The sequence below is a fragment of the Nocardioides dokdonensis FR1436 genome (assembly GCF_001653335.1).
In the GTDB taxonomy this organism is placed as follows: Bacteria; Actinomycetota; Actinomycetes; order Propionibacteriales; family Nocardioidaceae; genus Nocardioides; species Nocardioides dokdonensis.
Map to the genome: position 1 here is coordinate 2478030 of NZ_CP015079.1, position 13198 is coordinate 2491227.

At 72.7% G+C, this 13198-nt stretch carries 12 protein-coding genes; 9 read left to right on the forward strand and 3 right to left on the reverse strand.

Annotation, left to right across the window (positions count from 1 at the left end):
• The first annotated feature begins 97 nt into the window (after positions 1-97).
• The 4 genes from I601_RS11760 to clpX all read left to right on the forward strand — a co-directional run bounded on the left by I601_RS11760 (position 98) and on the right by clpX (position 4066).
• Positions 98-1285, forward strand: coding sequence for a lipase family alpha/beta hydrolase (locus tag I601_RS11760; protein WP_068109808.1), 1188 nt, complete (start codon positions 98-100; stop codon positions 1283-1285).
• Between the two features lie 139 nt (positions 1286-1424).
• Positions 1425-2027: an ATP-dependent Clp protease proteolytic subunit gene (locus I601_RS11765; protein WP_068114789.1), complete on the forward strand. Its 603-nt coding sequence runs from the start codon at positions 1425-1427 to the stop codon at positions 2025-2027.
• 14 nt (positions 2028-2041) lie between these two features.
• The gene (locus I601_RS11770; RefSeq protein ID WP_068109812.1) at positions 2042-2647 is read left to right on the forward strand and encodes an ATP-dependent Clp protease proteolytic subunit; all 606 of its coding nucleotides are present in this window, start codon (positions 2042-2044) and stop codon (positions 2645-2647) included.
• 135 nt (positions 2648-2782) lie between these two features.
• Complete coding sequence (clpX, locus tag I601_RS11775; RefSeq protein WP_068109814.1) at positions 2783-4066, forward strand: ATP-dependent Clp protease ATP-binding subunit ClpX; 1284 nt, start codon at positions 2783-2785, stop codon at positions 4064-4066.
• 82 nt (positions 4067-4148) lie between these two features.
• On the opposite strand, the gene valS is transcribed toward clpX, so the two are convergent.
• A complete protein-coding gene (gene valS / locus I601_RS11780) occupies positions 4149-6761 on the reverse strand; it encodes a valine--tRNA ligase (protein WP_068109817.1) in 2613 nt (870 codons plus the stop codon).
• A gap of 72 nt (positions 6762-6833) precedes the next feature.
• Here valS and I601_RS11785 point away from each other — a divergent pair, with 72 nt between their 5' ends.
• A complete protein-coding gene (locus tag I601_RS11785) occupies positions 6834-7736 on the forward strand; it encodes a GNAT family N-acetyltransferase (protein WP_068109820.1) in 903 nt (300 codons plus the stop codon).
• Here the strand turns inward: I601_RS11785 and I601_RS11790 are convergent.
• Positions 7714-8811 (reverse strand): NAD(P)-dependent alcohol dehydrogenase, encoded by a 1098-nt coding sequence (locus I601_RS11790; protein ID WP_068109823.1) that lies wholly within the window; start codon positions 8809-8811, stop codon positions 7714-7716. The genes I601_RS11785 and I601_RS11790 overlap by 23 nt on opposite strands.
• 64 nt (positions 8812-8875) lie before the next feature.
• Between I601_RS11790 and folC the strand changes: the two genes are divergently transcribed.
• Both folC and I601_RS11800 read left to right on the forward strand, forming a co-directional pair.
• Positions 8876-10294: a bifunctional tetrahydrofolate synthase/dihydrofolate synthase gene (gene folC, locus I601_RS11795; protein ID WP_068109826.1), complete on the forward strand. Its 1419-nt coding sequence runs from the start codon at positions 8876-8878 to the stop codon at positions 10292-10294.
• Positions 10291-10653, forward strand: a complete 363-nt coding sequence (locus I601_RS11800) for a DUF4233 domain-containing protein (protein ID WP_237089387.1) — start codon at positions 10291-10293, stop codon at positions 10651-10653. The genes folC and I601_RS11800 overlap by 4 nt, the downstream gene beginning before the upstream one ends.
• Positions 10654-10663: 10 nt before the next feature.
• Here the strand turns inward: I601_RS11800 and pdxR are convergent, their stop codons facing one another.
• Entirely contained in the window at positions 10664-11989 is a 1326-nt protein-coding gene (pdxR, locus tag I601_RS11805) for a MocR-like pyridoxine biosynthesis transcription factor PdxR (RefSeq protein WP_068109829.1), read from the reverse strand.
• Positions 11990-12058: 69 nt separating this feature from the next.
• Between pdxR and I601_RS11810 the strand changes: the two genes are divergently transcribed.
• Together I601_RS11810 and ndk are read left to right on the forward strand one after the other, a co-directional pair.
• Positions 12059-12754, forward strand: coding sequence for a pyridoxamine 5'-phosphate oxidase family protein (locus I601_RS11810; protein WP_068109832.1), 696 nt, complete (start codon positions 12059-12061; stop codon positions 12752-12754).
• Positions 12755-12764: 10 nt separating this feature from the next.
• Positions 12765-13184 (forward strand): nucleoside-diphosphate kinase, encoded by a 420-nt coding sequence (ndk, locus tag I601_RS11815; RefSeq protein ID WP_068109835.1) that lies wholly within the window; start codon positions 12765-12767, stop codon positions 13182-13184.
• The last annotated feature ends 14 nt before the right edge of the window (positions 13185-13198 follow it).

Below are 13198 nucleotides of genomic sequence, written 5' to 3' on the forward strand. Positions count from 1 at the left end.
AGCACCGACGACCCGCCCGAGCACCTCGGGCGGGTCGTCCGCGTTGCACCGGCCTGTCGAGTGCACACTCGTTCACTCGACCTCTAGGATGGCGCTCATGTCCACCGCCGCCGCACCCAGCGGGCCCTCGCTCCTCGACGCCGCCTCGCTGGCCTGCGAGGTGGCCGACGGCCTGGTCCTGCGCAGCGTCCGCGACACCCACACCGCGTGGCTCGACCGCGTGCACGGCATCGGACGCCGCATCACGGGGCGCGGTCCGGGCCCCGTCGAGCAGCTGCACCGCGGCCTCTCCGGCGCCGTGTACGGCGGCCTGGGCCTGGGTCTGCGGGCCGCCTCCCGGGGACTCGACGTCGCGGCCGCCAGCGGCGCCGGGCCGCGACTGGAGGACTCCCCGCGCGGACGCTTCGTCAGCTCGGCGGTCAACGGACTCATCGGTGACCGGCTCGCCCAGGACCGGCCGCGGATGGCGATCACCACGGCGGTGCGCCACGAGGGTCGCGACGTCCGACCCGACGCCGACGGCCTCGCCCGGGCCTTCCCGGACGCGACCGGGCGGCTGCTGGTGCTCCTGCCGGGCCTGTGCGAGAACGAGTCCTACTGGGAGCGGCACCGCGAGCGCACCGGGACGACGTACGCCGAGGACCTCGCCGGCCGCGGCTGGACCCCGGTCCACCTGCGCGCCAACACCGGGCTCCCGCTGCGCCAGAACGGGGTCGCGGTGACCTCGTTGCTCCAGCAGGTCGTGGACCACTGGCCGGTCGGGGTCACCCGCATCGCGCTGGTCGGGCACTCGATGGGCGGCCTGGTGCTCCGGGCGGCCGGTGCGGTCGCCGCCGAGCCGGGCGGGGCGAGCGCGTCCTGGACCCGGCTCGTCAGCGACGTCGTCACGCTGGGCACGCCGCACCTGGGCGCGCCCGTCGCGTGGGGGATCGGCCAGAGCAGCAGGGGCCTGTCGCGGCTGCCCGAGACCGCGGCGTTCGGCCGGCTCCTGGACTGGCGCTCGGTGGGGGTGCACGACCTGGTGGCCGGGCTGGCCGAGGACGTCCCCCCGCTGCCGCACGCGCGCTACCGGCTGGTGGCCGCCACGCTCAGCGAGGACGAGCGGCACCCGGTGGGACAGGTCGTCGGCGACCTCCTGGTCCGTCCGCGCTCGGCGTACGGACGGGACCGGGCGGGGCGCACGCTGTTCCCCGGCGCCACGGTGCTGCACGTGGGCCGCAGTGACCACTTCGGCCTGCTCAACCACCCCGAGGTGCTCGCGGGGCTGCGGGAGTGGCTGGCCTGATCCCGGAGGGGCCCGATGAAATCCGCTGTCGGCGAACAGTGCCGGGTTGCCCGTGGAAGTGTCGGTCCTTCGGGCTAGTGTCGGCGACGTGAACCAGAACTCCAGCTCCGAAGGCCGCGACACCGCCTCCGACCAGAGAATGGGTGGGGGCGCCGGGCTCAACGTGCTCGACGACCACATCTACCAGCGTCTGCTCCGGGAACGGATCATCTTCCTCGGCTCCGAGGTGCGCGACCAGAACGCGAACGCGATCTGCGCGCAGCTGCTGCTGCTGTCCGCCGAGGACCCCGAGGCCGACATCTTCCTGCACATCAACTCACCCGGTGGCTCCGTGGATGCCGGCATGGCCATCTACGACACCATGAACTACATCCCCAACGACGTGGCGACCGTCGGCATGGGCCTGGCCGCCTCCATGGGCCAGTTCCTGCTGTGTGCCGGCACCAAGGGCAAGCGCTACGCCCTGCCGCACGCGCGGATCATGATGCACCAGCCCTCCTCGGGCATGGGTGGCTCCGCCTCCGACATCAAGATCCAGGCCCAGCAGTCGCTGCACATCAAGAAGGTGCTGCTCGACCTCATCGCCGAGCACACCGGACAGCCCATCGAGCAGGTCGTCGCCGACGCCGACCGCGACCGGTGGTTCACCGCCGACCAGGCCAAGGAGTACGGCCTGGTCGACCAGGTCGTCAAGAGCGCTCGCGACGCGGCCGACGAGGGCCGCCCGGCCCACACCAAGTGACGGGAGCACCGGACATGAACTACTACATCCCGCAGTGGGAGGAGCGCACGTCCTACGGCGTGCGCCGGATCGACCCCTACGCCAAGCTCTTCGAAGAGCGCATCATCTACCTGGGCACGCCGATCTCCGACGACGTCGCGAACGCCGTGATCGCCCAGCTGCTCTGCCTGCAGTCGATGAACCCCGAGCAGGAGATCAGCATCTACATCAACAGCCCCGGTGGTTCCTTCACCGCGCTGACGGCGATCTACGACACGATGAACTTCATCAAGCCCGACGTGCGCACGGTCTGCCTGGGCCAGGCGGCCTCCGCCGCCGCGATCCTGCTGGCCGCCGGCACGCCCGGCAAGCGGATGGCGCTGCCCAACAGCCGGATCCTCATCCACCAGCCCTACACCGAGGGCACCTTCGGCCAGACCTCGGACATCGAGATCCAGGCCAACGAGATCCTCCGGATGCGCGAGCTGCTCGAGAAGATGATCAGCGACCACTCCGGCCGTGCGGTCGAGGAGGTCAGCCGCGACATCGAGCGCGACAAGATCCTCACCGCCCAGGCTGCGGTGGAGTACGGGCTGATCGACTCGGTCCTGGAGTCCCTGAAGGCACCGGCCCTCACCTGAGGGCCGACAAGGCGAGGTATCTCCCCGTGTCTGCCCCCGAGAGGGCGGTCCGGGGAGTACCTTCGTCCAGATCGGTACAACGAGCACGACCCCGGGCGTCCCCCACGCCTGAGATGACTGAGGAGGGTGACCCCGGTGGCACGTATCGGTGACGGTGGAGACCTGCTGAAGTGTTCGTTCTGCGGCAAGTCGCAGAAGCAGGTGAAGAAGCTCATCGCCGGACCCGGCGTCTACATCTGTGACGAGTGCATCGACCTCTGCAACGAGATCATCGAGGAGGAGCTCAGCGAGGGCACCGAGGAGGGTCTGGCCGAGCTCCCGAAGCCGCGCGAGATCTTCGACTTCCTCAACTCCTACGTCATCGGCCAGGAGCAGGCGAAGAAGTCGCTGGCCGTTGCGGTCTACAACCACTACAAGCGGGTCCAGGCGGGCGTCCAGCCCGCCGGCGGCAAGCACGCCAAGGACGAGGTCGTCGAGGTCGCCAAGTCCAACATCCTGGTCATCGGCCCGACCGGGTGCGGCAAGACCTACCTGGCCCAGACGCTGGCCCGGATGCTCAACGTGCCGTTCGCGATCGCGGACGCCACGGCGCTGACCGAGGCCGGCTACGTCGGCGAGGACGTCGAGAACATCCTGCTCAAGCTGATCCAGGCGGCTGACTACGACGTCAAGAAGGCCGAGACCGGCATCATCTACATCGACGAGATCGACAAGGTGGCCCGCAAGTCGGAGAACCCCTCGATCACGCGCGACGTCTCCGGCGAGGGCGTCCAGCAGGCGCTGCTCAAGATCATCGAGGGCACGACCGCCTCGGTGCCCCCGCAGGGCGGGCGCAAGCACCCGCACCAGGAGTTCATCCAGATCGACACCACCAACATCCTGTTCGTGGTGGGTGGGGCCTTCGCCGGCCTCGAGCACATCATCGAGCAGCGGGTCGGCAAGAAGACCCTCGGCTTCACCGCCGAGGTGCGCAAGGAGGCCGACCGCACCGAGGACGACCTCCTGGCCCTGGTGCGCCCCGAGGACCTGACCAAGTTCGGCCTGATCCCCGAGTTCATCGGTCGGCTGCCGCTGATCGCCAGCGTCTCGAAGCTCGACCGGCCGGCCCTGGTGCAGATCCTCACCGAGCCCCGCAACGCCCTGGTCAAGCAGTACCAGAAGCTCTTCGAGATCGACGGGGTCGAGCTCGAGTTCACCGAGGACGCCATCGCCTCGATCGCGGAGAAGGCGATGGAGCGCGGCACCGGCGCCCGAGGACTGCGCGCCATCATCGAGGAGATCCTGCTCCAGGTGATGTACGACGTGCCCTCGCGCGGCGACGTCGCCAAGGTCGTGCTCAACTCGGCCGCCGTCCTCGGCGAGGAGAGCCCCGAGCTGGTCCTGCGCGAGGTCGAGGCCAAGAAGAAGAAGTCGGCCTGACCCGAGCCCCCACCACGCAGAGCAGCGCCCCGACCGGATCCCGGTCGGGGCGCTGCTGCGTGTGTGCCGCGTCGGCCCGGGATCAGTCCTGGGCGAGCGGTGCGAGCTCGGCGGCCACGCTGAGCTCGGTGGCGGCGGCGTCGACGGTGAAGACGAGGTCGCCCACGATCCGCCCGGTGCGCCGCAGGTCGTCGGCGGCCTGCTCGGCGGCCCGGACCAGGGCCTCGGGGCCGCTGACCTCGACGCGGCCCAGCTCGGCGCGCATGCTGACCTTGGCCTGCGACTTGGCGCCACGGATGCCGCCCAGGGCGGTCGCGACCGCCTCGACGACGATCGGGTCGGCGGCCGCCGCCGAGCCCAGGTCGAGCTCCGTGGGCCACGAGGCCTGGTGGATCGAGCCCTCCTGCCACCACGACCAGACCTCCTCGGTCACGTAGGGCAGGAACGGCGCGAGCAGGCGCAGCTGCACCTGCAGGGCGATCGCCAGCGTCGACCTCGCCGAGGCCGTCGCGGGGCCGCCGTCCTCGGCGTAGGCCCGCTCCTTGACCAGCTCGAGGTAGTCGTCGCAGAACTCCCAGAAGAACTTCTCCACCGACTCCAGGGCGCTGGTGTAGTCGTAGGCCTCGAAGGACTCGGTGGCCTTGCGGGTCACCACGGCCAAGCGGCCCAGCAGGGCGCAGTCGACGGGCTCGGAGACCTCGTAGGCGTTGCTCGAGGTCGCGCCCACGTTGCCCAGGACGAACTTGGAGGCGTTGAGCACCTTCATCGCCAGCCGGCGCCCGACCTTCATCTGCGCCTCGTCGAAGGGCGAGTCGAGGCCGGGACGGGCCATCGCGGCGCGCCAGCGCACCGCGTCGGCGCCGAACTTGTCGAGGATCTCGGTGGGCACCACGACGTTGCCCTTGGACTTCGACATCTTCTTGCGGTCCGGGTCGAGGATGAACCCGGAGACCAGCGCGTGCGACCACGGGGCGACGTGGTGCTCGAAGTGGGCACGCACCACGCGGGAGAACAGCCAGGTGCGGATGATGTCGTGGGCCTGGGTGCACAGGTCCATCGGGAAGACGCGCTCGAAGAGGTCCGGGTCGCTCTCCCAGCCGCCCGCGATCTGCGGGGTCAACGACGAGGTGGCCCAGGTGTCCATGACGTCCGGGTCGCCCATGAAGCCGCCGGGCTGGTTGCGGTGCGCCTCGTCGTAGCCGCGCGGGGCGTCGGTGGACGGGTCCACCGGCAGCTCGTCCTCACTGGGCAGCAGCGGGTGCTCGTAGTCCGGCTCGCCCTCGGCGTCGAGGGGGTACCAGACGGGGAACGGGATGCCGAAGAAGCGCTGGCGCGAGATCAGCCAGTCACCGTTGAGCCCGCCGACCCAGTTGTCGTAGCGGTGCTTCATGTGCGCCGGGAGCCAGGTGATCTCCTCGGAGCGGGACTGCATCTCGTCGCGCAGCGCGGCGTCGCGGCCGCCGTTGCGGATGTACCACTGGCGGGTCGCGACGATCTCGAGGGGCTTGTCGCCCTTCTCGTAGAAGTTCGCCATCCGCTGGGTCGGCTCGGGCTCGCCCTCGAGGTGGCCGCTCTCGCGCAGCATCGCGACCATCTCCTCGCGGGCGGAGAAGACGGTCTTGCCGGCCATCCGCTCGTAGGCGGTCTCGGCGGCGGCCAGCCAGGGCGGGGTCTCCCGCGTGAAGCGGCCGTCGCGGCCGATCACGGTGCGCACCGGCAGGTTCAGCTCGCGCCACCAGGTGACGTCGGTGAGGTCGCCGAAGGTGCAGCACATGGCGATGCCGGCGCCCTTGTCCATCTCCGCGCCGGGGTGGGCCAGGACCGGCACCTCGACCCCGAAGACGGGGGAGGTCACGGTCGTGCCGAAGAGCGGCTGGTAGCGCTCGTCGTCGGGGTGCGCGATGAGCGCGACCACGCTCGGGATCAGCTCGGGCCGGGTGGTCTCGACGTGGACGGCGCTGCCGTCGGCGGCGTGGTAGGCGACGCGGTGGTAGGCGCCGGCGTAGTCGCGCGCCTCCAGCTCGGCCTGGGCGACCGCGGTCTGGAAGGTGACGTCCCACAGCGTGGGCGCCTCCTGGAGGTAGGCCTCGCCGCGGGCGAAGTTGCGCAGGAACGCGCGCTGGCTGACCGTCTGCGCCTTCGGGCCGATGGTCGTGTAGTGCTGCGACCAGTCCACGGACAGGCCCAGCGTGCGCCACAGCGACTCGAAGACCTCCTCGTCCTGGGCCACGAGCTCCTCGCACAGGGCGATGAAGTTGGGGCGGCTGACCGGGACCTGCTTCTTGGGGTCCGGCTTGGCCGGCGTGGTGAAGTCGGGGTCGAAGGGCAGCGAGGGGTCGCAGCGCACGCCGTAGTAGTTCTGCACCCGGCGCTCGGTGGGCAGGCCGTTGTCGTCCCAGCCCATCGGGTAGAACACCGACTTGCCCTGCATGCGCTGGTAGCGCGCGATCAGGTCGGTGTGGGTGTAGGAGAAGACGTGGCCCACGTGCAGGCTGCCGCTGACGGTCGGCGGGGGAGTGTCGATCGAGAAGACGTTCTCGCGCGGCTGGGTGCGGTCGAAGGTGTAGGTGCCCTGCTCCTTCCAGCGCGCCGCCCAGGTCGACTCGAGACCCTCGAGCGCCGGCTTGTCCGGTACGACGAGAGCACGCGCATCGGTGCTCGTCGCGTCGGTGGCCTGGGGCGTGGTCTCGGTCATGGCGTCAATCCTATGAGTCCCGCTCCTGCGGACCGAACCCGCCGTCCGGGGTCCGGGTCCTAACCTGCGTGCGTGACCTCCTACCGATTCGAGACCACGACGGACCCGGGCGCCTTCCTGGCCCGCGCCGGCGACCACCTGGCGCAGGAGCCGGTGCTGGCCACGGTGGTGGCCTCCTCCGCCCACGGGGCGTTGGGGGACGACGGCCCCGGGCCGCAGCACCCGCAGTGGTGGGTGAGCGTGCTCGCCGACGGGACCGACGGCGAGGAGGTCGTCGGGGTCGCGATGCGCACGGCGCCGTTCGTGCCGCACCCGATGTGGGTGCACCTGATGCCGGACGACGCCGCGCTCGCGCTGGCCCGCGACCTGCACGCGCGCGGGGAGGACGTCACCGCCGCCAACGGTGCGCTGCCGAGCGTGGCCGTCTTCATGGACGAGCTGGCCCGCCTCCGCGACCGCGCGGCGTACGTCCACGAGCACCTGCGGCTCTTCGAGCTGCACAGCCTGGTCGAGCCGCGTCCGGTGCGCGGGCGGGCCCGTCCTGCGGGGCCCGAGGACCTCGACCTGGTCACCCGGTGGGCGGCGGCGTTCTCGGTCGACGCCGACGAGCAGGCCGGGCGCGAGCCCGAGCCCGGGGAGCACCTCGACGCGGCGTGGACCACGAGCCGGATCGAGCGCGGCCTGCTGTGGGTGTGGGAGGTCGACGGACGGCCCGTGCACTTCAGCGCCCGGTCCCCGGAGAGCTTCGGTGTCGTCCGGCTGGGGCCGGTCTACACCCCGCGCGAGCAGCGCGGGCACGGCTGGGCGAGCGCGCTGGTGGCGCACCTGAGCCGGGAGGTCCTCGACGAGGGGGCCCGCCCGACGCTCTTCACCGACCAGGCGAACCCGGTGTCGAACCGGATCTACCAGGCGCTGGGCTACGAGGCGCTGGCCGACACCGCCAACCTGCGGCTCACCACACCAGCACCGGCTTGACGACCCGACCGGCCAGCACGTCGTCCACCGCGTCGTTGATCTTCTCGAACGGGTAGGTCGTCACCAGCGCGTCGAGGTCGAAGCGACCCTGCGCGCGCATCGCGAGCAGCCGAGGCACCATCACCAGCGGGTCGGAGTCGCCCTCGACCGAGGCCAGCACCCGCTTGCCGCCCTGCAGCAGGTCGATCGCGTCGAGCTGGTACTCCTCGGGCCCCAGGCCGAGGACGACCAGCGTGCCGCGCGAGGCCAGGGACTGCTGGGCCTGCTTGACCACCGCAGGCACCGCGGTGGTGTCGACGGCGTACGTCGCGCCCCCACCGGTGAGCTCCTTGACCCGGGCCACGACCTCGGCCGGCTCGAGCCCCGAGGCGTCGACCGCGGTCGCGCCGAGCCGGGTCGCCTCGGCGAGCCGGGCCCCGACCAGGTCGACGGCCAGCACGGTGCCGACCCCCTCCGCGACGGCTGCCGCGACCGAGGCCAGCCCGACCGCGCCGACGCCGTACACGACCAAGGAGTCGTCGGCGTCGGGGTGCAGGACGTTGAGCACGGTGCCTGCGCCGGTCTGGTAGCCGCAGCCGAAGGGCGCAGCGAGGGTCAGGTCGAGGTCCGGGTCGACCACGACGCAGTTGTCGGCGTGGGCGAGGGCGTGCCGGGCCAGGCTGGACTGGCCGAAGAACGAGCCGAAGACGGGGGAGCCGTCCTGGTGCATGGTCGTCGAGCCGTCCGCGCGCATGCCCATGTAGTTGAGCAGCAGGGTCTGGTCGCAGTAGCCGACCAGACCCTCGCGGCAGGGACCGCACTCGCGGCAGGAGCGGAAGGACAGCACCACCTGGTCACCGACGGCGATCCCCTCGACGTCGGTGCCGACCGACTCCACGACGCCGGCCCCCTCGTGGCCGAAGACGTTGGGGAACATCTCGGCCGGCAGGAGGCTGCGCATCGTGAGGTCGGTGTGGCACAGCCCCGTGGCCACGATCCGCACCAGCACCTCGTCCGCGCGGGGCTCGTCGAGCTCTACCTCGGCGAGCTCGAACGAGCCGCCCTGCCGGGTGACCATCGCCACTGTCGTCCTCATGCCAGAACTAGAACCTGTTCCAGAGTCTGGGTCAAGCGGTGGTCGTCCCTAGACTGGACCGGACATGAGTGAGCCTTCGTCTGACCCCGCCGCCGTCCCGCGTCCCGCCCAGAGCTTCGCCGAGGTGGAGGACGCCCTGCTGTCGCGCTGGCCCGAGACCCGTCTCGAGCCGTCGCTGGACCGGATCGAGGCCTTCCTCGAGCTGCTCGGCGACCCCCAGCGCTCGCTGCGCCTGGTCCACCTGACCGGCACCAACGGCAAGACGTCCACCGCGCGGATGATCGACGCGCTGCTGCGCACGCTGGAGCTGCGCACCGGGCGGTTCACCAGCCCGCACGTGGAGACGATGCACGAACGGATCAGCATCGACGGCGAGCCGCTCGACGACGAGGCCTTCGTGCGCGCCTTCAACGACGTCGCGGCGTACACGCACCTGGTCGACGAGGACCAGGCGCACCCGTTGTCGTTCTTCGAGACGGTCGTGGGCATGGCCTACGCCGCGTTCGCCGACGCGCCGGTCGACGTCGCGGTCGTCGAGGTCGGCATGGGCGGCGCCTGGGACGCCACCAACGTCGCCGACGCCGACGTCGCGGTGATCCTGCCGATCGCCGTCGACCACGCCCGCTACCTCGGGGGCACGCCCGACGTGATCGCCCAGGAGAAGGCCGGGATCATCAAGCCGGGCTCGACGGTGGTGATGGCCCAGCAGGAGGTCGAGGCCGCCGCCGTGCTGATGGCGCGCGCCGCCGAGGTCGGTGCCACCGTGGCCCGCGAGGGCCTGGAGTTCGGCGTCGTCGCCCGCACCGCGGCCGTCGGCGGCCAGATGATGTCGCTGCAGGGCCTGCGGGCCCGCTACGACGACGTCTTCGTGCCGCTGTACGGCGCCCACCAGGCGCAGAACGCCGCCGTCGCGCTGGCCGCGGTCGAGGCGTTCGTCGGCGGGACCGACGCGCAGCCGCTCGACGCCGAGCTCGTGCGCGCGGCCTTCGCCGAGGTCACCTCGCCGGCCCGCCTCGAGGTGGTGCGCCGCAGCCCCACCGTGCTGCTCGACGCCGCCCACAACCCGCACGGCGCCGAGGCCGTGGGGGCCGCGCTCGAGGACTCCTTCACCTTCGAGCCGGTCATCGGCGTGCTCGGCGTGATGAGCGACAAGGACGTCGAGGGCCTGCTCGTGGCCCTGGAGCCGCACCTGGCCCACGTCGTGTGCACCCAGAGCTCCACCGACCGCGCGATGCCGGCCGACGCCCTCGGCGAGGCCGCCGTGGAGGTCTTCGGCCAGGACCGCGTCAGCGTGGTGCCCCGCCTGATCGACGCGATCGACGCCGCGGCTGCGCTCGCCGAGGCCGGCGAGAGCGTCGGCTCCTCGATCGGCTCCGGGGCGGTGCTGGTCACCGGCTCCGTCGTCACCGCCGGCGAGGCCCGCACCCTGCTGACCCGCGGTCGCCGGGAGCCCGGCGCCCCGCGCGAGGAGGAGCCGTCGTGAAGCGGTCGCCCCGCCGCGGCATGTGCGCCGCGATCCTCTCCCTCGAGGCCATCACCCTGGGTCTGACCACCCCGGTGCTCATCTCGCTGACCGACGTGCCCACCGGGCTCGCGCTGCTCATCGGCCTCGGGCTCGCCGTGGTCTGCCTGCTGCTGGCCGGCATGCTGCGCTCGGAGTGGGCCTACACCGCCGGCTGGGCGGTGCAGGTGGCGGCTGTCGGTCTGGGCTTCGTGATCCCGATGATGTTCTTCCTGGGCGGCGTCTTCGCGCTGCTCTGGGCCACCGCCGTGCTGCTGGGTCGCAAGATCGAGCGCGAGCGGGCCGCCGCCTACGCGGCGTACGAGGCGCAGCAGGGGTAGCCCGCCCGGGTCACTCGACGGCTGCTGCCACGACCGCCAGCACCCGGTCGAGCTCGGCGTCGGTGCAGCCGCCGAAGCCCAGCACCAGCCCGTGCCGGACGCTGCTGCGGCAGTAGTCGGCGAGCAGGGGCAGGTCGAAGCCCTCCCGCAGGGCCGCCTCGCGGGCCCGTCGGGCCGTGGCGGCGGGCAGGGTCCAGGTCGCGTACATCCCGGCGAGCGGGCCGTCGAGGTGCTCGCCCAGGGCCGCGGTGATCCGCGCCGCCCGCTCCGCGTAGGTGCGCCGCGCCGAGCGCACGACGCGGTCGACGTACCCGTCGCGGAGCAGGGAGAGCAGCGCACGCTGCACCGGCCAGGACGCCGCGTCGTGGGTGCGGGAGCGGTGGGCGTCGATGCGCTCGCCCAGGCCCGGCGGCGGCACCAGCCACCCCAGCCGCAGGCTGGGCGAGACGGCCTTGCTCGTGGTGCCGAGGTAGGCCACCCGTTCGCGGTCGAGCGCCGTCAGGGCCGGGATCGGTGCCACGTCGTAGCGGAACTCCGAGTCGTAGTCGTCCTCGACGAGCACCGTGCCGCTGCGGGTGGCCTCCGCGAGCAGCGCCAGGCGCGCGGCCCCGGACATCGTGGCGCCCAGCGGGTGCTGGTGCGCCGGCGTGACGTACGCCGCCGCGAGACCGCCCAGGTCGGCCCCGGCCGCGCCGGGCGGGAGGTCCACGACCCGACGCCCCGTGGCGCTCGCCGTGGCCACGGCCGCCCGGTACCCGGGGTCCTCCACCCCGACCGGACCGGGCCCGAGGGCCGTGAGCAGGTGGCGCAGGCCGTCGGTCGTCCCGGCGGTGATGCGCACGTCGTCGGGACCGACGTCGAGACCCCGGTCGCGGACCAGCCGGTGCGCGACCTCGGCGCGCAGCGCGGGCAGGCCGCGCGGGTCGTCGTACCCGCGCGGCGGGGTGGCGGCGGCGACGTCGCGCCAGGCCCGGCGCCAGGCGGCCACGTGCCGGGGATCGATCCACGGGGTGCCGGTGTCGAGCCGGACCAGGGACGGACCCGTCGGTGCCGCCGGCCCGGCCCGGCGCCGGGGTGGGGTGCGGGCGCGTCCGGCGGCCACGAAGGTCCCCGAGCCCTGCCGACCCTCGAGCCACCCCTCGGCGACCAGCTGGGCCCAGGCCTGCTCGACCACGGTGCGGGCCACGCCGAGCTCGGCGGCCAGGGCGCGGCTGCTGGGCAGGCGCTCACCGGGCGGCAGCCGGCCGTCGGTGATGCGGGCGCGCACGGCGTCGCTGAGCTGCACGCCGAGCGGGCGGGTGCTGCCGCGGTCGAGGCGGACGGCGAGCGGCGTCATCGAGTGGCCTGTCCAGATCGTCGTGAATTGGCCCTGGTTCGTGGGCCATTGTGCCCGCAGGATCGGAGCATGACCACCGCAGCGCTCTCGCCCACCGACCGCACCACCGCGACCCGGGGTCGCCACCGCATGGTGGCGGAGCGCGCCGCGCTGCACGCCCTGCTGGCGGAGGCGATGGTGGCCCACGTCGGGCTGACGGTCGGGTCCGGACCGGACGCCCACCCGCTGGTCCTGCCCACGGCCTACGCCGCCGACCCCGACGGCCCCGACGACGGCGGCTCGCTCTACCTGCACGGCTCGGTCGCGGCCGGTTGGCTGCCCACGGTGCTCGCGGGCCAGGTCTGCGTGACGATCACGCTCCTCGACGGGCTGGTCGCGGCCCGGTCCGGGTTCCACCACTCGGCGAACTACCGCTCCGCGGTCGTGCTCGGCCGGCCCCGCCTGGTCGAGGACGAGGTCGAGAAGGTGCGGGCCCTGGACCTGGTGGTCGACCAGGTGGTGCCGGGGCGCTCGGGCACGCTGCGCCCGCACACGCGCAAGGAGCTGGCGGCGACCGCGGTGCTGGCGCTCCCGCTGGCGGAGGCCTCGCTCAAGGTGCGCGCCGGGGGACCGGTCGACGACGAGCCCGACATCGCGGCGGGGGTCTGGGGCGGCCACGTCCCGCTGCGCCTGGTCGCCGGCGAGCCGGTCGCCGACGCCGACGCGGTCGGCGTCCCGGTGCCCGCCGAGGTGGCCGCACGCGCGGCGGCGCTCGCTGCTCGGTAGGGTCGCGGGCATGACCGAGCGCACCCTGGCCCTGATCAAGCCCGACGGCGTACGCCGCGGCCTCACCGGCGAGATCGTGCGCCGCATCGAGGCCAAGGGCTACACGCTGGCCCGCCTCGAGCTGCGCGAGGCGACGCCCGAGCTGCTCGCCGAGCACTACGAGGAGCACCACGGCAAGCCGTTCTACGAGCCGCTGGTCGAGTTCATGCTCTCCGGCCCGGTCGTGGCGATGGTCCTCGAGGGCGAGCGCTGCATCGAGGGCTTCCGCTCGCTGGCCGGTGCCACCGACCCGACCGTGGCCGCCCCCGGCACCATCCGCGGCGACCTGGGCCGCGACTGGGGCCTGAAGGTCCAGCAGAACCTGGTGCACGGCTCCGACGCGCCCGAGACCGCCGAGCGCGAGATCGGCATCTGGTTCCCCGCCTCCTGACGCCACCTGTGGCA

Coding starts and splice junctions, on each gene's coding strand:
- I601_RS11760 (WP_068109808.1), top strand. CDS start 98: ATGTCCACCGCCGCCGCACCCAGCGGGCCCTCGCTCCTCGACGCCGCC.
- I601_RS11765 (WP_068114789.1), top strand. CDS start 1,425: ATGGGTGGGGGCGCCGGGCTCAACGTGCTCGACGACCACATCTACCAG.
- I601_RS11770 (WP_068109812.1), top strand. CDS start 2,042: ATGAACTACTACATCCCGCAGTGGGAGGAGCGCACGTCCTACGGCGTG.
- valS (WP_068109817.1), bottom strand. CDS start 6,761: ATGACCGAGACCACGCCCCAGGCCACCGACGCGACGAGCACCGATGCG.
- I601_RS11790 (WP_068109823.1), bottom strand. CDS start 8,811: ATGAGGACGACAGTGGCGATGGTCACCCGGCAGGGCGGCTCGTTCGAG.
- folC (WP_068109826.1), top strand. CDS start 8,876: ATGAGTGAGCCTTCGTCTGACCCCGCCGCCGTCCCGCGTCCCGCCCAG.
- pdxR (WP_068109829.1), bottom strand. CDS start 11,989: ATGACGCCGCTCGCCGTCCGCCTCGACCGCGGCAGCACCCGCCCGCTC.
- I601_RS11810 (WP_068109832.1), top strand. CDS start 12,059: ATGACCACCGCAGCGCTCTCGCCCACCGACCGCACCACCGCGACCCGG.
- ndk (WP_068109835.1), top strand. CDS start 12,765: ATGACCGAGCGCACCCTGGCCCTGATCAAGCCCGACGGCGTACGCCGC.